A 20,796-nucleotide genomic window follows, 5' to 3' on the forward strand; every position below is an offset into this window, starting at 1 on the left:
AGCCACCCTCCCCACGCGCGGGCCACCTGGTGGCAGCCGCGCCGCGGGCAGCGTCCCAGCCACGGCTATCCCGCCGCTTACCGCCGGCTTACCGGGCCCGGGCAGCGGAGCCGGGCCCGGCGCGGGCCGCCGTGCTAGCGTCGCCGTCCGTGACACAGGGGATATACCTGGGCAAGGCCGGTCCGGACGCCGCCAGTGACCGGGGCTGGTTGCTCGGCCACTTCAAGCCGGTGGGCGACATCCGGCACAGCACCGACGTGGAGATCAAGTGGGGCGTGCACCCGGCCGGCGACCAACGGGCGCGATGGGCCACGGGCGAGACCCGCACCGCCCTGCTGGTGCTGATCAGCGGCCGGTTCCGGCTCGACTTCCGGAAGTGCAGCCCGGTGCTGGACGCGCCGGGCGACTACGTGGTCTGGGGACCGGGGGTCGACCACTCCTGGTACGCCGAGGAGGAGTCCATCGTGCTCACCGTGCGTTGGCCGTCGGTACCCGGCTACGCCGTACCTCGGCCGGAGTGACCCGTACCGGTTTCCGGCCGGCCCCCGCCGGAACCCGCTGGTGGACCCGACCCGGTGTGGATCCCGCTAGAGCCTCGTGCGGATCCGGCCGCGGGCGAAGGCGTCGACGCGGCCCCAGCGGCCGGGGATGTCGAGCAGCTCCACCCGGCCGAAGCTGACCGGCAGCGCCGGCTCCACGGCGAGGTGCCCTTCGTGCGGCTCCAGGCCGAGCATCGTACGGATCAACAGCAGCGGCGCCCCGGTCGACCACGCCTGCGGGCTGCACGCGGTCGGGTACTGCACCGGGTAGCTGGTCAACGCGCGCGGATAACCGGCGAACGCCTCCGGCAGCCGGCCCTGGAAGTACTGCGCCGCGTCCAGGATGCCCTCGGCGATGGTGGCGGCCTCGTCGTGGAAGCCGTACTTGCGCAGCCCCCAGGCGATGAAGGAGTTGTCGAACGGCCAGACCGTGCCGACGTGGTAGCCGATCGGGTTGTACCGGGCCGAGCCCTCGGCGAGGGTACGCACGCCCCAGCCGGAGAAGAGGCGTGGCCCGATCAGGTGCTCGGCGACCTTGGCGGCCCGCTCCGGGGTGGCGATGCCGCTCCAGAGCAGGTGCCCCATGTTGGACGTGAGCGTGTCGACCTGACCGCCGTCGGCGTCCAGCGCCAGCGCGTAGAACTCGCCGTCGGCCACCCAGAAGTCCCGGTTGAACCGCTCCTTCAGCTCGGCCGCCTCGCGCTCCAGCCGGTCGGCCAGCGCCGGATCGTTCCAGACCAGGCGCGCCAGCCGGGCGGCGCGCACCTTCGCGTCGTACGCGTACCCCTGCACCTCGCAGATGGCACGGGGGAAGCCCGGCAGGCGGCCGTCCCGGTACGAGATGGAGTCCCAGGAGTCCTTCCAGCACTGATTCTCCAGCCCGTTCTTGTGGTTGCGGCGCTCGTACCAGAGGTAGCCGTTTCCCACCAGGTCGGCGTAGCCGTCGATCCAGGACAGCGCCGCCCGCGCCTCGTGCTCCAGCTCGCGCACCAGGCCCACGTCGCCGGTCCACCGCTCGTACTCGTCCAGCAGCACCAGGAAGAGCGGGGTGGAGTCGACCGAGCCGTAGTACGGCGAGTGCGGCTGCTCCTCGAACGCCGCCGACTCGCCGTACCGCATCTCGTGCAGGATCTTGCCCGGCTCCTCCTCGCGGAAGTCGTCCAGCCGGGTGCCCTGCAGCGACGCGAGCAGCCGCAGCGTGGTGGCGGAGAGAACCGGGGTGAACGGCAGCGTCTGGAGGCTGGTGAAGATGCTGTCCCGGCCGAAGAGCGTCATGAACCAGGGCAACCCGGCGGCGGGCAGCACCGCCCCGGCGAGCGAGAGCGGCGAGAAGCGCAGCGCCGCGAGGTCCACGAGACTGCGCCGGTACGTCTGGGCCAGCGGCTCGCACTCGCAGACCACGCTCGGCGCCTGGCCCAGCCAGTCGGCGAGGTCCTGTTCCAGCGCCAGCCGCTCCCGGTTGTGCGTCTCCAGCCCGATCCGCAGGTCCTCGCCGGTCGGCCCGACCACCGCGGTGATCACTTTGATGCTGGCGATCCACCGCCCGTGCGGCTCGATCTCGGTACGGAAGGTGAGCCCGTGCTCGTCGTAGTGCGCCGGGTGGTCCGAGGAGATGACGGTCTCGCGGCGGTAGTTGCCCCGCTGGTAGCCGAGGCGCAGCCGGTCGGACTCGACGTGGTGGTAGTAGGTCCCCTGCTTCTTCAGCACGTCGTCCTTGATCTCGAACAGGTCCGCGAAGTCGGACCCGGCCTCCAGCCGGATCTCCAGGTCAAGCGGGTCGGTGCTGTGATTGAGGATGGTCAGCTGTTCCTGGAAGCTGCCGCCGACCATCCGTTGCCGGATCACCGAGTACTTCGCGTCGACGTACTGCACGTTCACGTTCGGTACCAGGAAGAAGCGGTTCTCGTAGTACTGCAGGTCGTCCACCGACAGCGCGGTGAGCCGCTCGCCGTTGACCGTGAGCAGCCACTTCGAGAGGTAGCGCGTGTCACCGGTGAAGAGTCCGGTCGGCTCCGTCGGGGAGCCCTCGACGTCGCCGCGCTCGTCGCAGATGACGAAGGTGTATCCGTCGAGCACACCGGTCAGGCCCATCCCTACCTACCCTTCCCGAACCCCCGCCGCGGGCCGCGGGCGTCGGGCGGGCCGGGAAAGAGCCGCTCGACCCGCAGGATCAGCTGGAGGTTGCCGAAGACGGTCATGTCTCCGCGCAGCATCGCCGCCACCGCGTTCTCCTCCCCCCGGACCAGCCGTTCGAACAGCTCCGGGCTGGAACCGACCACCGCCTCGGCGTCCCGCTGCTCCCGCGACACCGACAGGTCGCCCCGGTTGATGTGGATGGTCCAGTGCTCGGTGTAGTGGTCGGTACGCAGATCCACCCGGAGCGTGCCGGTCGCCTTCTCCAGGAGCGGTTCGTGCCCACGCCGTTCCAGACTCTCGAAGAACTTGGCGGTCGCATCGGTCACCGCGTCGCTCCCTCCGTCACCGTCACGGGCCGGTCCGGCGCCAGAGGCGCCACCCGGGTGAGCGTCCCGCCCACCCGGGTGTCCCCGCATCGCCCGGACCGGGTGAACCGGCCGGGTCGGGGGACTCGCCGGTCAGTTGTTCGGCTCGTCGGCGCTGATGTCCGCCAGTACGGACTGCGGTTCCCGCTCCACCGCCAGGTCGCCCAGGGAGACCAGCCCGATCAGCCGCCCGTCCTCGACCACCGGCAGCCGCCGGATGCCGTACGTGCGCATCAGGTCCGCGGCGGCCACCGCGTCGTCGTACTGGGTCACCGTGACGACGTCCTGCGTGACGATCTGGCTCAGCGTGGCGGTGTCGACGTCCATGTTCTCGGCCACCCCGCGCACCGTGATGTCGCGGTCGGTCACGATCCCGACCACCTCGTCGCCGTTCGTGACGATGACGTCGCCGATGGCGCTGTCGCGCATTTCCTGCGCCGCCGCGGTGAGCGTGTCGCTGCCGTCCATGGTCACCAGACGGGTGGTCATGAACTCTCCGACAGTCGTCATGGTGCAACCCCTCTCAGTCTGCGATCGCCGCCGACTACCCGGGCCGCCCGAGAAGCTAACGGGGACGCCCCACCCCAACCGGCGCGGACCGGGCCGGGACCGGCCAGGACGCGGAGCCGGGGCGCCGCCTGCCGACCCGCGCCGGTCGGCGCGCACCGCGAGCCACGCCGGCTCCGTTGCCACCGCGAGCCACGCCAGCCACCGCGAGCCACGCCAGCCACCGCGAGCCACGCCGGCCGTGGGCCGCCGCCAGCCGCCGCGAGCCGTGCTCGGGCGGCCCGGGCACCGCGAGCCACGCCCGGTGCGCGGACCAGGGCCGTAGAGTTTCGGCCATGACGTCGTCGGCCCCGCGCATCGCGGTCACCGGCGCCACCGGGCGGCTCGGCGGCCGAGTGGCCCGGCGGCTGGCCGCCGCGGGCGTACGGCAGCGGCTGGTCGTACGCGACCCCGCCCGGCTCCCCGACCTGGACGACGCGGAGGTGGCCCGGGCCGCGTACGCCGACCGTGACGCGGTGGTGCGCGCGCTCGCCGGCGTCGAGACGGTCCTCATGGTCTCTGGGGCGGAGGCGCCCGACCGGATCGACCAGCACCGCACCTTCGTCGACGCGGCCGTGGCCGCCGGGGTGCGCCACCTGGTCTACGTCTCGTTCTGCGGCGCCGCCCCGGACGCCACCTTCACCCTCGCCCGGGACCACTGGGCCACCGAGGAGCACATCCGGGCCAGCGGGCTGGCCGCCACGATGCTGCGGGACAACCTTTACATCGACTTCTTCCCGCTGCTCACCGGCGACGACGGGGTGATCCGGGGGCCGGCCGGCACGGGCCGCGTGGCCGCGGTGGCGCAGGACGACATCGCCGACGTCGCGGTGGCGGTGCTGCGCCGCCCCGAGGCGCACGTCGGCGCCGTGTACGAGCTCACCGGGCCGGAGGCGCTCACGCTCGCCGAGGTCGCCGCCCGGCTGACCCGGGCCACCGGGCGGCTGATCCGGTACGAGCCGGAGAGCCTCGCCGAGGCGTACGCCTCCCGGGCCCGCTTCGGCGCGCCGGACTGGCAGGTGGACGCCTGGGTCAGCACCTACACCGCGATCGCGGCCGGCGAGCTGGCCCGGGTCAGTGACGCGGTCGAGCGGGTCGCCGGCCACCGGCCGATGACCCTGGACGACTACCTCCGCCGGATACCCCGGCCAGGCTGAGCCGGCGGGCCGGCCGGTGGCGGCGCGGCCCGTCGGTACGGGCGTCAGGCCCGCGGCGGCATGCCGTAGACCCGTTCCACCCGCAGGTGCAGGGCGACGCGGCGGTCGGCGACCATCGCGCGCCGGTAGTCGTCCCAGTCCGGGTGCTCGCCCCCGATGGCCCGGTAGATGTCGATCAGTTCCTCGACCGTGGCGTCGTGCGGATCCGCCGCCACCGGGCTCAGCTCGGCCGCGGCGTCCGCCACCACGTACGACCAGCCGTCCGGCGCGCTCACGTGGAAGCTCGCCCGCGGGTCGCGCCGCAGGTTGACGGTCTTCGCCCGGTCCTCGGTGACGCTGACCCGGATCAGCTTCCGGGCCCGGTCGAAGGTGTAGTTGACGTTGGAGAGCTGCGGCCGGCCGTCCCGCCGAATCGTCGCGAGTACCCCGAGCTGCCCGCTGCCGAGCAGGTCGAGCAGCCTCTCCTCGTTGGTCGTCATCCGATCAGCCCTCCGCCGCCACCAGCTCGGCGAGCTGTACCGCGTTCAGCGCGGCGCCCTTGCGCAGGTTGTCGTTCGAGCAGAAGAAGGCCAGCGCGTTCTCCGCCGTCTCGTCCACCCGGATCCGGCCGACGAAGGTCGGGTCCGCGCCGGCCGCCCGCAGCGGCGTCGGCACCTCGGTCAGCTCCACCCCGGGTGCCCCGGCGAGCAGCTCGCGGGCCCGGGCGGGGTCGAGCGGGCGGGCGAACCGGGCGTTGACCTGCAACGAGTGCCCGGTGAAGACCGGCACCCGGACGCAGGTGCCGGAGACCTTCAGGTCGGGAATCTCCAGGATCTTGCGGCTCTCGTTGCGGAGCTTCTGCTCCTCGTCGGTCTCGGCGGAGCCGTCGTCGACGATCGAGCCGGCGAGCGGGAGCACGTTGAAGGCGATCGGCTGGGCGAAGACCCGGGGTTCGGGGAACTCGACGGCCGCGCCGTCGAAGGCCAGCCCGGCCGCCTGCCCGGCGACCTTGTCCACCTGCTCGTGCAGCTCGGCGACGCCGGCCAGCCCGGCGCCGGAGACCGCCTGGTACGTGGTGGCGACGAGGGCGACCAGCCCGGCCTCCGCGTGCAGCGGGCGCAGGGCCGGCATCACGGCCATCGTGGTGCAGTTGGGGTTGGCGATGATGCCCCTGGGGCGTACGGCGGCGGCGTGCGGGTTGACCTCGGCCACCACCAGCGGCACCTCGGGGTCCATCCGCCAGGCGGAGGAGTTGTCGATCACCACGGCGCCGGCCTCGGCCACCCGGGGCGCCAGCTCCTTCGAGGTCTGCTTGCCGGCCGAGAAGAGCACGACGTCCAGGCCGCGGTAGTCGGCGGTGGCGGCGTCCTCCACCGTGACCTCGCCGTCGGCCCAGGGCAGGGTCCGCCCCGCCGAGCGCGCCGAGGCGAACAACCGCAGCTGTTCCACCGGAAACTTCCGCTCCGCCAGCACCTGGCGCATGACGCCGCCGACCTGGCCGGTGGCTCCCACAATGCCGATCCTCATGTCAGCGAGGCTACCGGGGCGACGGCGCGGTCCGGCAATCCGATTCCCACCGCGCCGCCGCCCGACACACCATCGGCCTAGCCGTCGACCACCTCGCCGAGCCCGGCGGCGACCAGCTCGTCCCGGATCAGGGCGGCGTCCCCCTCGACCACCAGCGTCAGCCCCTGCGGGTGCAGGTAACGTGCCGCCGCCGCGGAGACCTCGGCCTCGGTGGCGGAGAGGAGCTGCTCCCGCAGCGTCGCGTGGTAGTCGTCCGGCAGGCCGTGCACCACCAGCGTGGCGAGCGCCGAGACGATCGCGCGGGGGGTCTGCAGCTCCACCGAGAGCTGCCCGGCCCGCCAGGAGCGCGCCACCGCCAGCTCCTCCTCGGTCACCCCGTCCGCCTGGGTACGGGAGATCTCGCCGACCGCGTCCACCAGCGCGGGCGCGGTGACGGCCGTCTGCACGCCGGAGCTGACCGTGAAGCGCCCGAACCGCCGCGAGGTGCCGAAGTCCGCCCGGATGCCGTACGTGTAGCCGCGCACCTCGCGGATCAGGTGGTTGAGCCGGGACGTGAACGCGCCGCCGAGGACCGTGCCGGCCAGCACCATCGGTACGTGGTCCGGGTGGGCGCGGTGCGGCGCGACGTGCCCGAGGCGCAGCGTCGACTGCACCGAGCTCGGCCGGTCGACCAGGATGATCCGCCGCTCGTCACGCAGCGCCACGTCGAACGGGCCGCCCGCGTCGGCCGGCCGCCCCGTGGCCCCGGCGAACGCCGCCGCGGCGAGCGCGTCCAGGTCGATCCGGTCCAGGTCGCCGGCGACGAGCAGGGTGCCGGGCCGGGTCAGCCACTCGGCGTGGTACCCGGTCACGTCGTCCACGCCGAGCGCGGCGACGGACTCCGGGTCGCCGTCCATCGGCCGGCCGTGGCGCATCCCCGGCCCGAAGAGGTCGGCCCGCAGCGCCGCGTCCGCCCGCGGGCCCGGGTTGGCCCAGTCCATCCGCAGCGCGGTCGCCTCGTCGTCCCGGACCCGGGTCACGTCCTCCGGGTCGAGCCGGGGCGTACGCACCGCCTCGGCGAGCAGTTCCACGGCGGGCAGCAACCGCTGCACCGGTACCTGCACGCTGACCTGGAAGGAGTCCCAGTCGGACGCGGTGAACAGCTCGGTACCGAGGTTCTCCAGCGCCAACGCGTACGCGGTCGAGTCGCGGCGGGTCGTACCCTCCTCCAGGGCCTTGGCCACCACCACGGCCAGCCCCTCCCGCCCGACCGGCTCCCGGCCGGCGCCCGCGTCGAGCAGCAGGGCGGCGACGGCGAGGTTGTGGCCCGGCAGGTGCGCCGCGACCACGTCACCGCCCGCCACCGAGCGGCGTACGACCGGCGGGAAGCGGTACGGACGGGCCGCTCCCGGGCCCGGGCGCTCGCTGATCAACGTCATGACCACACCTCTCGTTCGCGACTGCGCGGCTGGCTCACCCGGCTCACTTCCCGCGCTCGCCGGCGCTCGACTCCGCCGGTTCGGTCTCCGCCGGCGGCGTGTAGGTCAGCGTCACCCGGTCGGCCGGCCGGAGCACCTCCGCCGCGACCTCGGCCACCCGGTCGGCGGTGACGGCGAGCCAGTTCGGCAGCCGCTGCCCGGCCAGCGCCGGGTCGCCGAACTGCACGGCGTACCGGCCGAGGGTGTCGGCCCGGCCGTCGACGGTGGCCATCTGCCGCCACCAGCCGGTGGTGAGCAGGGCGCGGGCCCGCTCCAGCTCGGCCTCGGTCACGCCGCCGCTGGCCAGTTCGTCCACCACCTCGACCAGACCCTCCTCCAGCCGCTCGATGGTGACCCCGGGGCGGGCGGTGGCGGTCACGATCAGCGGGGCCGGCGCGTGCGCCAGGTCCACCCCGTACGCCCCGACGCTGTCCGGCTGGGCCAGCCGCGCCCCGTCCGCCAGCCGCTGGTACAGCCGGCTGCCCCGGCCGCCGCCGAGCACCGTGGCGAGCAGGGTGACCGCGTCGTACTCGGCGCTGCCGAACGGGTGGGTGCGGTGCGACAGGTAGACCCGGGGCGACGGTACGTCGGCGACGACCGCCTCCCGGGCCGGCGCGCCGGTGGCGGGCACGTGGCGCCCGTCCGGGGCCGGCGGGATGTCCGGGCGGGGGGCGAGCCCGCCGAAGTAGCGCTCCGCCAGCGCGAAGACCTCGTCCGGCGCCGCGTCGCCGGCCACCGTCAGCACCGCGTTGTTCGGCGCGTAGTACGTGGTGTGGAACGCCTTGAAGGTCTCCAGGTCGGCGGCGTTCAGGTCGGCCATCGAGCCGATCGTCGCGTGGTGGTACGGGTGTCCGGGCGGGTAGAGCAACGGCAGCAGCCGCAGCCACGCGTCCCCGTACGGGACGTTCTCGTAGCGCTGGCGCCGCTCGTTCTTCACCACCTCGCGCTGGTTGTCCAGCGTCTCCTGGGTCAGCGCCGGGATTAGCCCGCCCATCCGGTCGGCCTCCAGCCAGAGCACCAGCTCCAGGTGTTCGGCGGGAACCGTGTCGAAGTAGTTGGTCCGGTCCGGGTTGGTGGTGGCGTTGAGGGTGCCACCCGAGCCCTGGACGTACCGCATGTGCTCGGTCTTCGCGACGTTGACCGAGCCCTCGAACATCAGGTGCTCGAAGAGGTGGGCGAAGCCGGTCTGTCCGGCGGGCTCGTGCCGGGAGCCCACGTCGTACCAGAGGTTGACGGCGACGACGGGAACGCTGCGATCCTCGCTGACCACGACGCGCAACCCGTTGTCGAGCCGGGTCGTCTCGATCGGCCAGGGGTAACCGGTCTCGGGCATCCCCCGACGCTATCCGATCACCCGCTCCGGCGGGTTTCGCCGCCCCGCGCATACTGCACGGCGTGGCCCTCCTCTGCGACCCGTACCTTCTCGACCCGGGAGCCGACCGGGTCCATGTGATCTGGCACACGGACACCCCCGGCGGGCGGCACGTGGTGCTCGTCGGCCCCGGCGTCGCCGGGCTCACCGACGCGGCCGCCCGCGCCGCGGCCGAGGAGCCGGCCGGGGCGGGGCCCGGCTGGCGCGCCGTCGCGGCGGTCACCAGCGCGCTGAGCCGCACCCGCGAGGACCCGGAGTCGGTACTGCCCGGCCCGGCCTACGAGACGGTCCGGGCCCGGCCGGTGTACCGGCAGTTCGCCACCGTGGACCGGCTCGGCCCCGGCCGCACCCCCTACCGGGTCGTCTCGGTCGACGAGGCCGGCGCGGCGACGGTGACGCCGGCCTGGTCGCTCGCCCCGGCCCGGCCCGGCGACGCCCCGGTACGGCTGCTGCTGAGCAGCGACCACCAGCTCAAGCCGATGGTCCCGGCGAACCTGGCCAAGGTGGCCGAGACGGTCGGCGTCGAGCTGGACGGCGTGCTGATGGCCGGGGACATGGTGAACGTGCCGGACCGGGCCAGCGACTGGTTCGACCACGCCGACGGCGCCGCCTTCTTCGCCAGCTTCACCGGGCGCGCCGACCGCGAGCTGGCGGGGCGCCGGTACGTGGGCGCGCCGATCCTCCAGCACACGCCGATCTTCCCGACCATCGGCAACCACGAGGTGATGGGGCGCTGGTCGACGACCGTACCGCTGGAGCTGCAGTTCCACGGCGCGCACCCGCGGGCCTGGGACATCACCACCTACCGGGAGCTCTTCCCGCTGCCCGCGAGTGCCGAGGGTGGCCCGCGCTGGTGGGCGCGGAGCATCGGCGAGGTGCACGTGGTCGGGCTCTTCGTGACCCACGTCTGGCGCCCGCCGGGCACCCGGGGCCGCACCAAATACGCCGAGGCGCCCGAGGACCTCGACCGTCCGGAGCGCTGGGGGCACGGGCAGTTCATCTTCGAGCCGGTGCACCGCGACTCCGCCCAGTACCGCTGGCTGGCCCGGGAGCTGGCCTCGCCGGCCGCCCGGCGGGCCCGGTACCGGGTGGTGATGTTCCACCACCCCGGGCACGGGCTCGGCAGCCACTCCGTACCGCCGTACACCGACCCGGTGCCGAGGGTGACCCGCGACCCGGAGAGCGGGAGGATCTCCGCCGTCGGGTACGACTACCCGATCGCCGAGGACCACGTCCTGCGGGACCTCGCCCCGCTCTTCGACTCCGCCGGGGTGCACCTGGTGCTCAACGGCCACTCGCACGTCTGGAACCGGTTCCGTACCGAGGCGGGCGTGAACTGGCTGGAGACCTCCAACGTCGGCAACAGCTACGGCGCGTACGACGTGACCTCCGGCCGGGTACGCGACGCGCCCGCCGGCTACGTCGGCCAGGGCGACCCCGGCGGCCTGCCCCCGATCGTGCCGACCGTGGCCCCGCTGACCGATCCCGGCGGGCGGCCCCTGCCGTTCCTGGCCAGCAACGACGTCACGGCGTTCTCGGTGCTCGACTCGGCGGCCGGCGTGGTCTGCTCGTACCGGTTCGACACCCGCGAGCCCGACTCGCCGGTGGTTCTCTTCGACGAGTTCCCGCTCGGCTAGGCCGGTGCGGGCACCGTTTCCCACTCGGCGGGGCACGGCCCGGGCCGTGCCGGGCGCCGCCCCGTCAGTCTGGCGGCTCCAGCGGGCGCGGGTCCGCCGACGGCTCCGGCGGGACGGTCTCGTCCGCGGTACGCCGTTCCAGGTGCGTGTCCGGGGCGGCGTCCGGCACGTACTCGCGCGTGTCGGACTCGGCCAGGATCGCCTCCGCCTGCGCCCGCGGGTCGTCGCTGCCCGCCGACCGCTCCTCGGGCAGCAGGTGCTCCGCCCGGGCCTCGATCCGTTCCCGTTCCTCGCTGTCCAGGCCCATGGCCCCGTCACCGTTGCGGCTCATGGCCCGCCTGTACCCATCCCCGGGCCCGGCTACGCACCCGCCCGGTGACGGTGACCCGCCGCACCTTCTGGCCGAGGCCACCCGAACGGCGGCCCCGACCGCCGTCCGCGTGCGGTAAGGTTGCCGCCGTGTGGTGCTCGTATCGATGGTTTAGCCAGCCGGCCCTGGGGCCGGTGACTAGGTCATGACCTGAGATCACCACCACCAGAGCCGGCGCGGGCAGGGACTCCAGTTCCTGCCCTTTTCCATGCGAGCAGCCGGCTCGACACCCGGGCGCCGGCACCGGGGCGGGGTCGGCGGGAGGAGACCCACGTGAGCACCATCGGCAGCGGACGGATCAGCGACCAGCGCATCGACAGGGTTGTGCCCCTGACCACGCCGGCGCTCCTGTTACACGACCTGCCGCTCGACGAGCCCCTCGCCGCGGCGGTGCTCGACGGGCGGCGAGCGGTCGGGCGGGTGCTCGACCGGACGGACGACCGCCTCCTCGTCGTGGTCGGCCCGTGCTCGGTGCACGACCCCGCCGCGGCGCTCGACTACGCGGCCCGGTTGCGCGAGGCGGCCGACCGGCTCGCCGACGACCTGTTGATCGTGATGCGCGTCTACTTCGAGAAGCCGCGGTCGACCGTCGGCTGGAAGGGCCTGATCAACGATCCTGGGCTGGACGGTTCCGGCGACGTCAACACCGGCCTGCGCACCGCCCGGTCCCTGCTGCTGGAGGTGCTGCGGCTGGGGCTGCCGGTCGGCTGCGAGTTCCTCGACCCGATCACCCCGCAGTACATCGCCGACACGGTCTCCTGGGGCGCGATCGGCGCCCGTACCGTCGAGAGCCAGGTGCACCGGCAGCTCGCGTCCGGCCTCTCCATGCCGATCGGGATGAAGAACCGTCCGGACGGCAGCATCGCCACCGCCGTCGACGCCATTCGGGCCTCCGCCGTACCGCACGTCTTCCCCGGCATCGACTTCGCCGGCACCCCCGCGATCATGCACACCCGGGGCAACGCCGACGGTCACCTGGTGCTCCGCGGCGGGCGGGGCGAGCCGAACTACGACGCCGACTCGGTGGCGCAGGCGCTGGACCTGCTCCGGGCGGCGGGCCTGCCCGAGCGGCTGGTGATCGACGCCAGCCACGACAACAGCGGCAAGGACCACCGGCGCCAGCCCGTGGTCGCCGCCGACGTCGCCCGGCAGCTCGCCGCCGGCCAGCGCGGCATCGTCGGCGTGATGCTGGAGTCGTTCCTGGTGCCCGGCCGGCAGGACCTGGACCCCACCCGGGAACTGGTCTACGGGCAGTCGGTGACCGACGCCTGCCTCGGCTGGGACGAGACCGGGCAGGTGCTGGCCGACCTGGCCGCTGCGGTACGCGCCCGGCGGGCGACGGTGGCGGCGGGCCACCTCCAGGGCTGACGCGCCCCCGCGCGGCCGGGACGACGCGCGGGGAGACGACGCGCGGGGAGACGACGCGCGGGGAGACGACGCGCGGGGAGACGACGCGCGGGGAGACGACGCGCGGCGAGACGACCGGGGCGGCCGCAATCCGCCGCCCCGGTGACGATCGCCTCAAGTGGACAACCCAGAATCCGTTTCGGGCGTCTTTCTTCTGATGCGGCCCGTACGCCGCAACCGGTGCCCGTCGGAGTTCCCGGCCACGGGACCCGGTGTCCGCTCTCAACGTCGAAGGTGATGACCGCATGCCTGACCGCCGTGGCGGCCGAACGACGAAGTCCCTGTTACTGCTGCTCTCCGGTGTACTGGCCGGCGTGGGCGTCGCCGCGGCGGCGTTCCCGGCGGCGGCGGTTACCGGGCTGGTGGCGAAGACAGGCGCGGAGAGATTCGAGCGGCTGCCGTCCGACCTGACGATCAGCCGGGCCCCGCAGGCCAGCCAGGTCTTCGCCGCCGACGGGACGACACTGCTGGCCAACTTCTTCGACGAGAACCGGCAGGACATCCCGTTGGCGCAGATGGGGCCGCTGATGCCCAAGGCCATGATCGCCGCGGAGGACCACGAGTTCTACCACCACAAAGGCGTCGACATCAAGGGCTCGGTCCGCGCGCTGGTGGCCAACAGCGCCGGGCAGGCCCAGCAGGGCGCCTCCACCCTGACCATGCAGCTGGTCCGGATGTCGATCACATACTCGGCCACGGATCCGAAGGACGTGGTCGCGGCGAGCGAGGACACCACCGCCCGCAAGGTACGCGAGATGCGTCTGGCGCTCGCCACCGAGCGCCGGTTCGGCAAGGACCAGATCCTGGAGAAGTACCTGAACATCGCGCCCTTCGGGCACGGCACGTACGGGGTCTCGGCGGCCAGCCGGTTCTACTTCGGGAAGCAGCCGCGCGACCTGACCGTACCGGAGGCGGCGATGATCGCCGGCCTGGTGAAGTCGCCCAGCGGGTTCGACCCGCTCGACCGGGGCGGAGACGGTGAGCGGGCGGCGCTGGACCGCCGGAACTGGGTGATCAGCCAGATGGCGCTGCTCGGCCAGATCACGCCGACCGAGGAGGCCGCGGCCAAGGCCACGCCGCTCGGGGTGACCGGCCACCCGCTCCCCAACGGCTGCGCCGCCACCAGCAAGAACGACTGGGGCTTCTTCTGCGACTACTTCTACCGCTGGTGGCTGGACCAGGAGCAGTTCGGCAGCACCCAGTACGACCGGGAGCGGCGGCTCAAGAGCGGCGGCTACCGGATCGTGACCAGCCTGGACCCGCGTACCCAGAAGGCCGCGCACGACAACGTCGAGCAGCACCTGAAGACGGGTGACAAGGACGCCCTGATGCTCGCGGCCGTCGAGCCCGGTACCGGCCGGGTCCGCGCGCTGGCCACGAACCGGACCTTCGGCCTGGACGACCCGGCCAAGCCCAAGAACCCGATCTCCAGCAACCCGGCCAAGGCCCACGCCGGCGTCCGCGGCACCTACCCGCGCACGACCCTGCCGCTGATGACCGGTGGCGGCGACGTGACCGGGTACCAGGCCGGCTCGACGTTCAAGATGTTCACGATGGTCGCCGCGCTGGAGCAGGGCGTGAAGCTCAACCACGTGATCGACGCCAAGCAGCAGTACCAGTCCAAGTACGCCGCCGGCCGCGGCACCACCGCCGCCTGCCCCGGTACCGACCGCTACTGCCCGCGCAACGACAACGACGGCATGGCCGGCCAGCACGACATGTGGAGCGCCTTCGGCTCCTCGGTGAACACCTACTTCATCCCGCTGGAGGAGCAGGCGGGGGCGGCCAACGTGGTCGACGTGGCGCGCCGGATGGGAATCAGGTTCCGCGCCAAGAACGACGCCGACATGGCCGCCAACCGTGCCCAGGCCGACGGTTGGGGCTCGTTCACGCTGGGCGTCTCGGCGACCACCCCGCTGGACCTGGCGAACGCGTACGCCACGCTCGCCGCCGACGGCAAGCACTGCGAGCCGATTCCCGTACAGCAGATCCAGGACCACGACGGCAAGCTGCTCGACCTCGCGAAGCCCCGCTGCGACCAGGCGGTACGCCCCGAGGTGGCGCGGGCCGCGCTGGACGCCGCACGCTGCCCGGTGGGCGACCAGTCCGCGTTCGGCCGCTGCAAGGGTTCGACCGAGGGCGACGCCCGGCGGGTGATCGGTCACCCGATCGCCGGCAAGACGGGCACCACGGACAGCCACCGCACGGCCTCGCTCGTGATCACGACCACCTCGCTCGCGGTCGCCGGGATCCTGGCGAACCCGGACTGGCCGGACACGAACGAGAACATGGACCACGGTGTGGTCAACCCCGCCGTGTACGAGACGCTGGCCGACGCGATGCGCGGCAAGCCGGAGCGGAACTTCCCGGCGCCGAGCCGGGACCTGGCCGGGCTGTAGGCGCCCGCGGCGCGGGACCGGGAAACGCCACGCCGCCCACGGCTGTTGCCGTGGGCGGCGTGGACGTCGGTGTGCAGGTCGCCTCTCGGCGAGTGGCACGACGCGGCTCCAGCCGAACGGTATTCCGCGAAGGCAATAGGGTGAGGCCCGGGGACACTGGACACACCGACAGTCATCTCAACCGCCGGTACCCGCCCGGTGTTCCGGCCTCGGCTGTAACCCCCGTCACGCCGGCCACCCCGCCCCCGGACGCCGCGCCGCCCGCCTTGGCCCACCGCCGCCACGGATGCACCCCCGCTCGACCTGGTACGTCGGGTCGGGGTGTTTGGCCCACCGCGTGCCGGGTAGCTGATCACCGTGACCGATGAGGCAGCCAGTCGCGACCTCGACGCCCTGCTCGACGATCTTTTCAGCGGCCAGGAGCGGATCACCCAGCTGGAGATTCACCGGCGGGCCATCGCCGCGGACCTCCCGGCCGACCTGCTGACCAGGATCACGGCCCTGCCGGAGGGTGAGTACGCCGTCGACGAGGCCGCCGAGGCGCTCGGCGCCACCCCGAGCTGAGCAGCAGGGAGACCCCGATGAGCACGGACGACCAGAGCCAGCGCCGGACGAGCGCCCTCGGCCAGCCGCCGCGGGACCGCCAGCCGTCGCGGGAGCGGCGGGACCCCGGCGCGAACGCGGACCCCGACTTCGCCGACGAGCACCGGGAGACGGCCGTCTCCGCCGACGTGATCACCGGAGCGGACGTGGACCGGGAGCCGGAGTCGCCGCGCGGCTGGTCCGGCATGCAACGCTGACCGGACCCCGGCCACGTCGGCCACGTCGGGTGTGCGGCGCCACCGCACCGACCGGACCGACCCGAGCGGTCAGACCGAGGGCGGCGGACGGGCTTGCTGCCCGTCCGCCGCCCTCGGGAGCGTCTAGGAGTCCGGGCCCTCGGCCGCCCGCTGTGCCACCGCGTACGCCATCTGGAGGAAGTCCGAGGCGGCCACGGCGGTGAGGGCGGTGGCCACCATCCGGGTGAGCCGGGGCGCGAGGACGAGCCCGCCGGTCAGCCCGGTGGCCACCCAGACGGCGAGGCAGAACGGGCAGCTCAGCAGCTCCCCGATGGCGTGCCGGGTACCGCTGCCCTGGTCGCGTACCTGCTCCATCACCTCGCCGCTGCCGATCGGCTTGTCGTACCGGGTGAACGGGGCCCGCAGCGGGCTGGTCACCGCGTCCTTGGTGAGCAGCCGACTGAGCTTGTGCGTGGCGATTCCCAGCAGCACCACGTCGGAGGTGGCGGGGCGCTCCGGTACCGGTCGGCCGGTCGCCCGGGCCAGCACCGCGAGCGTCCCGGTCACGCCGGCGTACGTTCCCATGGCGGCGAGGTAGCCGCCCAACGGCCGGTGCTCGTGCGGCGCGTACGCCTGGCGCAGCCGCGCCACCCGCTGCCGCACGCCGCGCTCGGTCATCTCGTTCCTCCTGCCTGTCATCCGGCGGTCAGGTTGTCGTCGACCTCGCGGGCCAGCCGCGCCAGGGACTCGTCGGCGATCTCGGCGAGGCGCGGCACGGACCGGTCGGCGTCGACCTCCAACCGGACGGTGGCCCCACCGGCGTCCAGCGGCACCACGTGCAGCTGCGCCGACCAGTGCGGGGTCGAGCCCGAACTCCAGCGGGCCCGCAGCCCGTCGGGCGCGGCGTCCTCCGGCCGACCCCCGTCCGCCCGGCGCAGCGGCTCGGGCAGCCAGGCGCCGACCCGGGCGGGGTCGGTCGCGGTGCTGAAGACGACCTCGGGCGGTGCGGTCATTCCTCGCTCGGCGCGGGCCACCACCTCAGGCACCCTCCCGCAGGCGGCTCGGGTCGACCTCGCGACCCGGATAGCGGGCCAGGTACTCGGTCTCCAGCTCCGCCGTACGGCGCAGGTGGGTCGCGAGCGCGCTGTCCGCCGCGTGCCGCAGCGTCTCCAGCCGGGTGCGGTGCAGGCTCCGCATCTCGCGGATCAGGTCCTCGTCGGGGAGGTCGGCCGGGTCGATGCCGGGCTCGGCCTCCTCGGCCAAGGGCGGCAGCGCGGCGTCGTCGCGGAGGTGGTCACCGTCCCACTCGCCCAGCCGCTGCTCGGGACTGGTGTCGAGCGGCGCGCCGGCGCGGGTCGGCGGAAGGTCGTCACGGTGTACGGATCCGGTCATCGTCGCCCCCGGGGTTCTCGTATCGGTTGGCAACTAGACGCTTGCCCACGGCGGGCTCCCCCAAACCCGACACCGGCGGGCACACTACGACGTCGCGTCGGAGACCCGCCCGGCTCCCGGTACGCTCGTGGGCATGAAGCGGCTGTGGACGCCGGCGTGGATCGGTCGCCACGCGCTCACCGTCGTGCTGGTGGGCGCGTTTCTCGCGCTCGGCTGGTGGCAGATCAGCCGGGCCGCCGCCGGCAACGCGCTGAGCTGGGCGTACGCGGTGGAATGGCCGCTGTTCGCCGGCTTCGTCGTCTTCATCTGGTTCCGCGAGGTACGCCACACGCTGCGCGGCGACCGGCCGGCCGAGGAGCCGGCCGCGCCCGCGCCGCCCGTACACGCCGCCGCCCCCGGGGTACGGCGTCCGGTCCGTTCGAACCGGCTGCCGGTGCCGGTACCTGGTGACGAGGCGGACGACGCCGAACTGGCCGCGTACAACCGGTACCTGGCGTGGTTGAACGCCAATCCGGGCGCCCGACCGGCGGACTACCCCGGCTGACGTCAGCAGGAAAGGAAAACGAACGTGGGCGCTGCCCTGACCCGATACCGCGTGATTGCCTACGTGGTGGGTGTCGTGCTGATCATCTTCGTGGCGGTGGCCATCCCGCTGAAGTACCTCTGGGACCAGCCGGGGCTGGTCGGGGTCGTCGCCCCGGTGCACGGCTTCCTGTACATGGTCTACCTGGTCGCCGTCTTCGACCTGGGCCGCCGGGCGCACTGGTCGCTGGGGCGGATGGTGCTGTTGATGCTCGCCGGCACCATCCCCTTCGTCTCCTTCTACGGGGAGCGCGCGGTGACGCGGACCGCCCGCGAGCGGCAGCCGGAGGAGCGGCCGCTGACGGAGTCCGTGCGCGGCTGACGTCCGGGAGCCGGCTGAGCCGGGGACCGCCGGGGCCGCGCGCGAACCGAGCGGCCGCGCGGCCGGGGCGGGGGTCGGCCGGCCAGGCGGCCGCCGCGGCGGCCAGGACGAGGATCAGCCGGCGAGGTGGCCGGCCTTGAGGCCGGCGCAGAAGGCGCGCCAGGCGGCCGCGCCGAACTCGATGCTGGGCTCACCCGTACCCGACGAATTGCGGACCCGCACCCCGCTTCCGGGTACGAACGCCACCTCGACGCAGTTGTGCGACTCGCACCGGCTGCTCCGGCGCCACGAGTCTGGTCGCTCCGCCATGGGACCCGCTCCTCCCCTACGACCCGGCCGGTGCCGGATGCACCCAGACCGGGAGAACATCGCCCGTATCAATGTCTCACGGCGCGGCTGCGGACAGAAGGCGGCGAACTTGAATGAGCGTTAAAACTCCCCGCATGAATCCGGCCCGCGCCGATTGGCGCGGGCCGGATCTGTCGAGGGTGGGACCGACTACGATCAGCCCCAATTACCCTTGCGTAGGGTAGTCATAAAGCCGCGCCACGCCGCCGCCCCGAAGACGATGTGCTGGTGCGGGTCTGTCGAGTTCCGGATCGCCACCCCGTCTTCGACCTCGGCCACCTCGACGCATTGCTGCGATTCGCAACGAATGCTCTTCCGCCAAATGCTCTTGACGGAACCCGTCTCCGACATGCGCCCTCCCGGCACCTACGATCTTCGCGGCACGCGCCGCGTCGCCCAGGAGATTACCTGCCGGATAGTCGAGCGTATAGCCCGAAAAGTTGTGAATTATGTTGTTATTATGCCGACTACTTTCAGCAATCGAATGAGCGCGGAGGCCGACGGCCGCTGGTGAAGAACCTGGGCGGGGTGTAGCCTGCACGAGAGCTTGGCCATCTGATACGTAGCGGGTAGCCAGGTGGCAGCCTTCCGACTCCACCACGTGACCCCTCGCTCGGCCGCCTCGGCGCCCGTTGAAGGAAGGGTCCCCCTGATGGGCACTGCATACGGACCGACGGTCGGACGAAGAAAACTTCGTTCCGCCATTCGTCGGGCGCGCGAGGCTTCCGGGCTCACGCAGGAACAGGTGGCCGCGGCCATGGACTGGTCGCTTTCGAAACTCATCCGCATCGAGGCCGGATACGTCTCCATTTCCACCAATGACGTGAAGGCCCTGCTCAACCACTATCAGGTACGGGACCCGGCGGAAGTTTCGGAATTGGTCGACCTGGCCCGGGTCGCCCGTCAACGCACCTGGTGGTCGCAATACCGCGAGAGCCTGCCGCCGGCCTACTTCTCCTATATCGGGCTGGAGGCGGAGGCGGCGACGCTCTGTTTCTACCAGTCCGTCGGCATGCCCGGCCTGCTGCAGACGGAGCGGTACGCCCAGGCGGTCGCCAAGATCGTGATACCGAACTTCAACGATCCGGGCGAGGCGCAGGCCTCCGTCGCGTTGCGCCTGCGCCGGCAGCGCGAGGTGCTGGGCCGCCCGGACCCGCCGGCGATCGAGGTGGTGCTCGACGAGGCCACCCTGCACCGCCAGACCGGGGGCCGGGAGGTGATGCGCGAACAGCTCCGCCACCTGATCACGCTGGCCCGGTCGGCCAACATCGTGATCCAGGTGCTGCCGTTCACCTCCCCGATCTACACCCCGCTGGGCCAGTTCGTGATCATCCGGTTCGCCGGCGCCGAGGACCCCGACGTCGTCTACCTGGAGAGCACCGGGCTGGAGGACGTGCTGGACAGCCCCGAGGCGGTCGCGTCGCACGTACAGACCTTCGAGGGGCTACAGCAGGCGTCGTTGAGTCCGGCGGAGTCCCTCGACCGGATCAACGCGCTCGCCGCCGAACTCGACTGACCCGGGCTCACGCCGGCCGCGGGAGCGCACCGGGCGGCGCCGGCTCGACGGTGGGCACGGCGGCCGAACCGGTCCGCCGCGCCCACCGCCCCGCCCCCTCCTACCGCGGCATCGGCCGCCAGGGTTCGGTGGAGGCGAGCGGCGCGGCCAGCCCCCCGAACCGCGCCGCCTCCCGAGCCCGTAGCAGCGCCCGGGTCACCTGGCCGAACTCCCGTTCCTGGTCGCTGCTGAACAGCAGCATCGTGACGCCCTGGTAGCACCCCCACAGCTCGTACGCCGGCGGGCGCAACCGGTGGCCGGCCACCGCGAGCAGGATCGGCACGAACGCCGCGATGCCCAGGGTCAGGTACGCCACGGCGGTCAGGTGGTACAGCCCGCCGGAGTAGCCGAGCACCAGTCCGAGGCCGCCCAGCACGGTCCCGGTGACGGCCACCGCGCGGACCGTGAGTCGGTCGTGCGGACCCCGGGCGGTACGGAGATCGGCCAGATCCTCGATCGGAAAGCGCCGGGTCCCGACGGTGAAGGATTCGGTCGTGACGGAGATGCCCGGCTTGCGGTAGAGATCGACGGTGATGTGGCCTTTGATGGATCCGGTCGTCACGTTGTGTACAACTGGTGGGCGCGCAGAGGTATAGGTACGATCCACAGGTGCCTCCAACGGCTCGTGAGGCGGGCTGGTGTGGTGGTTCCTGGAGATCGGCATCTGGTGGCGGCCAGGTGCCGATCGCCTTTTTCGCCACGGCGCCGTTACCGTGAACCCTCGGTGCTGACATCAATTGTGCGAAGGCCATGCCACCAAACGGAAGGCCCCAGTCAGCCACCTGGCAGATTTCCAGGCGGCAGCTAGCCTTCTGGACGCATTTAAGTCCGCCTTTGCGCTAATTTGCCGCCCCACTACGGCGACAGCAATGAGCGAAGAGTGACCATTGGGGCAATCCGCCGGCGGCCCCCGCCCACCCCGACTCG

24 protein-coding genes are annotated in these 20,796 nt (G+C 72.7%); 10 read left to right on the forward strand and 14 right to left on the reverse strand.

Annotated elements, in window-relative coordinates; all coding sequences use genetic code 11:
- Window positions 1–149: 149 nt before the first annotated feature.
- Window positions 150–521, forward strand: coding sequence for a signal peptidase I (locus AB0J86_RS13620; protein WP_363856743.1), 372 nt, complete (start codon window positions 150–152; stop codon window positions 519–521).
- Between the two features lie 66 nt (window positions 522–587).
- Here the strand turns inward: AB0J86_RS13620 and AB0J86_RS13625 are convergent, their stop codons facing one another.
- The 3 genes from AB0J86_RS13625 to AB0J86_RS13635 form a co-directional block, all read right to left on the reverse strand.
- Entirely contained in the window at window positions 588–2,630 is a 2,043-nt protein-coding gene (locus AB0J86_RS13625) for a glycogen debranching N-terminal domain-containing protein (RefSeq protein ID WP_363856745.1), read from the reverse strand.
- A 2-nt stretch (window positions 2,631–2,632) separates the two neighbouring features.
- Window positions 2,633–3,001: an SCP2 sterol-binding domain-containing protein gene (locus AB0J86_RS13630; protein ID WP_363856747.1), complete on the reverse strand. Its 369-nt coding sequence runs from the start codon at window positions 2,999–3,001 to the stop codon at window positions 2,633–2,635.
- 132 nt (window positions 3,002–3,133) lie between these two features.
- A complete protein-coding gene (locus AB0J86_RS13635) occupies window positions 3,134–3,550 on the reverse strand; it encodes a CBS domain-containing protein (RefSeq protein WP_363856749.1) in 417 nt (138 codons plus the stop codon).
- 332 nt (window positions 3,551–3,882) lie between these two features.
- Here AB0J86_RS13635 and AB0J86_RS13640 point away from each other — a divergent pair, with 332 nt between their 5' ends.
- Entirely contained in the window at window positions 3,883–4,743 is an 861-nt protein-coding gene (locus AB0J86_RS13640; RefSeq protein WP_363856750.1) for an SDR family oxidoreductase, read from the forward strand.
- 44 nt (window positions 4,744–4,787) lie between these two features.
- Here the strand turns inward: AB0J86_RS13640 and AB0J86_RS13645 are convergent, their stop codons facing one another.
- The 4 genes from AB0J86_RS13645 to AB0J86_RS13660 all read right to left on the reverse strand — a co-directional run bounded on the left by AB0J86_RS13645 (window position 4,788) and on the right by AB0J86_RS13660 (window position 9,039).
- Window positions 4,788–5,222, reverse strand: a complete 435-nt coding sequence (locus AB0J86_RS13645; RefSeq protein WP_363856752.1) for a PPOX class F420-dependent oxidoreductase — start codon at window positions 5,220–5,222, stop codon at window positions 4,788–4,790.
- Window positions 5,223–5,226: 4 nt separating this feature from the next.
- Complete coding sequence (locus tag AB0J86_RS13650; RefSeq protein ID WP_363856753.1) at window positions 5,227–6,249, reverse strand: aspartate-semialdehyde dehydrogenase; 1,023 nt, start codon at window positions 6,247–6,249, stop codon at window positions 5,227–5,229.
- Between the two features lie 77 nt (window positions 6,250–6,326).
- Window positions 6,327–7,667, reverse strand: a complete 1,341-nt coding sequence (locus AB0J86_RS13655) for a pitrilysin family protein (protein WP_363856755.1) — start codon at window positions 7,665–7,667, stop codon at window positions 6,327–6,329.
- 43 nt (window positions 7,668–7,710) lie between these two features.
- Window positions 7,711–9,039 carry a pitrilysin family protein gene (locus tag AB0J86_RS13660; RefSeq protein ID WP_363856757.1) on the reverse strand — a complete coding sequence of 443 codons (1,329 nt, stop codon included), beginning with the start codon at window positions 9,037–9,039 and terminating at the stop codon, window positions 7,711–7,713.
- Window positions 9,040–9,101: 62 nt separating this feature from the next.
- Here AB0J86_RS13660 and AB0J86_RS13665 point away from each other — a divergent pair, with 62 nt between their 5' ends.
- Window positions 9,102–10,715 carry a metallophosphoesterase gene (locus AB0J86_RS13665; protein WP_363856759.1) on the forward strand — a complete coding sequence of 538 codons (1,614 nt, stop codon included), beginning with the start codon at window positions 9,102–9,104 and terminating at the stop codon, window positions 10,713–10,715.
- 64 nt (window positions 10,716–10,779) lie between these two features.
- Here the strand turns inward: AB0J86_RS13665 and AB0J86_RS13670 are convergent, their stop codons facing one another.
- Entirely contained in the window at window positions 10,780–11,046 is a 267-nt protein-coding gene (locus AB0J86_RS13670; RefSeq protein WP_363856761.1) for a hypothetical protein, read from the reverse strand.
- A gap of 312 nt (window positions 11,047–11,358) precedes the next feature.
- Here AB0J86_RS13670 and AB0J86_RS13675 point away from each other — a divergent pair, with 312 nt between their 5' ends.
- The 4 genes from AB0J86_RS13675 to AB0J86_RS13690 all read left to right on the forward strand — a co-directional run bounded on the left by AB0J86_RS13675 (window position 11,359) and on the right by AB0J86_RS13690 (window position 15,691).
- Window positions 11,359–12,453, forward strand: coding sequence for a 3-deoxy-7-phosphoheptulonate synthase (locus tag AB0J86_RS13675; protein ID WP_363856762.1), 1,095 nt, complete (start codon window positions 11,359–11,361; stop codon window positions 12,451–12,453).
- A 284-nt stretch (window positions 12,454–12,737) separates the two neighbouring features.
- On the forward strand, window positions 12,738–14,891 hold the full coding sequence (locus AB0J86_RS13680) for a transglycosylase domain-containing protein (protein ID WP_363856764.1): 2,154 nt from the start codon (window positions 12,738–12,740) through the stop codon (window positions 14,889–14,891).
- A gap of 357 nt (window positions 14,892–15,248) precedes the next feature.
- On the forward strand, window positions 15,249–15,455 hold the full coding sequence (locus AB0J86_RS13685) for a hypothetical protein (protein WP_363856766.1): 207 nt from the start codon (window positions 15,249–15,251) through the stop codon (window positions 15,453–15,455).
- Between the two features lie 17 nt (window positions 15,456–15,472).
- Window positions 15,473–15,691, forward strand: a complete 219-nt coding sequence (locus tag AB0J86_RS13690) for a hypothetical protein (protein ID WP_363856768.1) — start codon at window positions 15,473–15,475, stop codon at window positions 15,689–15,691.
- Between the two features lie 123 nt (window positions 15,692–15,814).
- Here AB0J86_RS13690 and AB0J86_RS13695 read toward each other — a convergent pair whose 3' ends face one another.
- From AB0J86_RS13695 to AB0J86_RS13705, 3 genes are read right to left on the reverse strand one after another with little or no spacing between them, the layout of a single operon-like run.
- Window positions 15,815–16,348 (reverse strand): DUF1360 domain-containing protein, encoded by a 534-nt coding sequence (locus tag AB0J86_RS13695; protein ID WP_363856769.1) that lies wholly within the window; start codon window positions 16,346–16,348, stop codon window positions 15,815–15,817.
- Window positions 16,349–16,365: 17 nt separating this feature from the next.
- Window positions 16,366–16,704 (reverse strand): hypothetical protein, encoded by a 339-nt coding sequence (locus AB0J86_RS13700; RefSeq protein WP_363856825.1) that lies wholly within the window; start codon window positions 16,702–16,704, stop codon window positions 16,366–16,368.
- A 4-nt stretch (window positions 16,705–16,708) separates the two neighbouring features.
- Window positions 16,709–17,062, reverse strand: coding sequence for a DUF6158 family protein (locus AB0J86_RS13705; RefSeq protein WP_363856770.1), 354 nt, complete (start codon window positions 17,060–17,062; stop codon window positions 16,709–16,711).
- Window positions 17,063–17,195: 133 nt separating this feature from the next.
- Between AB0J86_RS13705 and AB0J86_RS13710 the strand changes: the two genes are divergently transcribed.
- Both AB0J86_RS13710 and AB0J86_RS13715 read left to right on the forward strand, forming a co-directional pair.
- Entirely contained in the window at window positions 17,196–17,606 is a 411-nt protein-coding gene (locus AB0J86_RS13710) for a hypothetical protein (protein ID WP_363856771.1), read from the forward strand.
- A gap of 24 nt (window positions 17,607–17,630) precedes the next feature.
- Window positions 17,631–17,966 (forward strand): DUF3817 domain-containing protein, encoded by a 336-nt coding sequence (locus AB0J86_RS13715; RefSeq protein WP_363856773.1) that lies wholly within the window; start codon window positions 17,631–17,633, stop codon window positions 17,964–17,966.
- 114 nt (window positions 17,967–18,080) lie between these two features.
- On the opposite strand, the gene AB0J86_RS13720 is transcribed toward AB0J86_RS13715, so the two are convergent.
- Window positions 18,081–18,275 carry a DUF397 domain-containing protein gene (locus tag AB0J86_RS13720; protein ID WP_363856775.1) on the reverse strand — a complete coding sequence of 65 codons (195 nt, stop codon included), beginning with the start codon at window positions 18,273–18,275 and terminating at the stop codon, window positions 18,081–18,083.
- 195 nt (window positions 18,276–18,470) lie between these two features.
- Window positions 18,471–18,665 (reverse strand): DUF397 domain-containing protein, encoded by a 195-nt coding sequence (locus AB0J86_RS13725; RefSeq protein WP_363856776.1) that lies wholly within the window; start codon window positions 18,663–18,665, stop codon window positions 18,471–18,473.
- A gap of 301 nt (window positions 18,666–18,966) precedes the next feature.
- Between AB0J86_RS13725 and AB0J86_RS13730 the strand changes: the two genes are divergently transcribed.
- Complete coding sequence (locus tag AB0J86_RS13730; RefSeq protein ID WP_363856778.1) at window positions 18,967–19,830, forward strand: helix-turn-helix transcriptional regulator; 864 nt, start codon at window positions 18,967–18,969, stop codon at window positions 19,828–19,830.
- A 100-nt stretch (window positions 19,831–19,930) separates the two neighbouring features.
- On the opposite strand, the gene AB0J86_RS13735 is transcribed toward AB0J86_RS13730, so the two are convergent.
- A complete protein-coding gene (locus AB0J86_RS13735; protein ID WP_363856780.1) occupies window positions 19,931–20,431 on the reverse strand; it encodes a DUF6232 family protein in 501 nt (166 codons plus the stop codon).
- Window positions 20,432–20,796: the final 365 nt, after the last annotated feature.

This window comes from Micromonospora sp. NPDC049559, assembly GCF_040676675.1.
Taxonomy (GTDB): Bacteria; Actinomycetota; Actinomycetes; order Mycobacteriales; family Micromonosporaceae; genus JBFAPK01.

Coding starts and splice junctions, on each gene's coding strand:
- AB0J86_RS13670 (WP_363856761.1), bottom strand. CDS start 11,046: ATGAGCCGCAACGGTGACGGGGCCATGGGCCTGGACAGCGAGGAACGG.
- AB0J86_RS13645 (WP_363856752.1), bottom strand. CDS start 5,222: ATGACGACCAACGAGGAGAGGCTGCTCGACCTGCTCGGCAGCGGGCAG.
- AB0J86_RS13730 (WP_363856778.1), top strand. CDS start 18,967: ATGGGCACTGCATACGGACCGACGGTCGGACGAAGAAAACTTCGTTCC.
- AB0J86_RS13720 (WP_363856775.1), bottom strand. CDS start 18,275: ATGGCGGAGCGACCAGACTCGTGGCGCCGGAGCAGCCGGTGCGAGTCG.
- AB0J86_RS13640 (WP_363856750.1), top strand. CDS start 3,883: ATGACGTCGTCGGCCCCGCGCATCGCGGTCACCGGCGCCACCGGGCGG.
- AB0J86_RS13650 (WP_363856753.1), bottom strand. CDS start 6,249: ATGAGGATCGGCATTGTGGGAGCCACCGGCCAGGTCGGCGGCGTCATG.
- AB0J86_RS13680 (WP_363856764.1), top strand. CDS start 12,738: ATGCCTGACCGCCGTGGCGGCCGAACGACGAAGTCCCTGTTACTGCTG.
- AB0J86_RS13725 (WP_363856776.1), bottom strand. CDS start 18,665: ATGTCGGAGACGGGTTCCGTCAAGAGCATTTGGCGGAAGAGCATTCGT.
- AB0J86_RS13705 (WP_363856770.1), bottom strand. CDS start 17,062: ATGACCGGATCCGTACACCGTGACGACCTTCCGCCGACCCGCGCCGGC.
- AB0J86_RS13635 (WP_363856749.1), bottom strand. CDS start 3,550: ATGACGACTGTCGGAGAGTTCATGACCACCCGTCTGGTGACCATGGAC.
- AB0J86_RS13690 (WP_363856768.1), top strand. CDS start 15,473: ATGAGCACGGACGACCAGAGCCAGCGCCGGACGAGCGCCCTCGGCCAG.
- AB0J86_RS13655 (WP_363856755.1), bottom strand. CDS start 7,667: ATGACGTTGATCAGCGAGCGCCCGGGCCCGGGAGCGGCCCGTCCGTAC.
- AB0J86_RS13710 (WP_363856771.1), top strand. CDS start 17,196: ATGAAGCGGCTGTGGACGCCGGCGTGGATCGGTCGCCACGCGCTCACC.
- AB0J86_RS13660 (WP_363856757.1), bottom strand. CDS start 9,039: ATGCCCGAGACCGGTTACCCCTGGCCGATCGAGACGACCCGGCTCGAC.
- AB0J86_RS13695 (WP_363856769.1), bottom strand. CDS start 16,348: ATGACCGAGCGCGGCGTGCGGCAGCGGGTGGCGCGGCTGCGCCAGGCG.
- AB0J86_RS13625 (WP_363856745.1), bottom strand. CDS start 2,630: ATGGGCCTGACCGGTGTGCTCGACGGATACACCTTCGTCATCTGCGAC.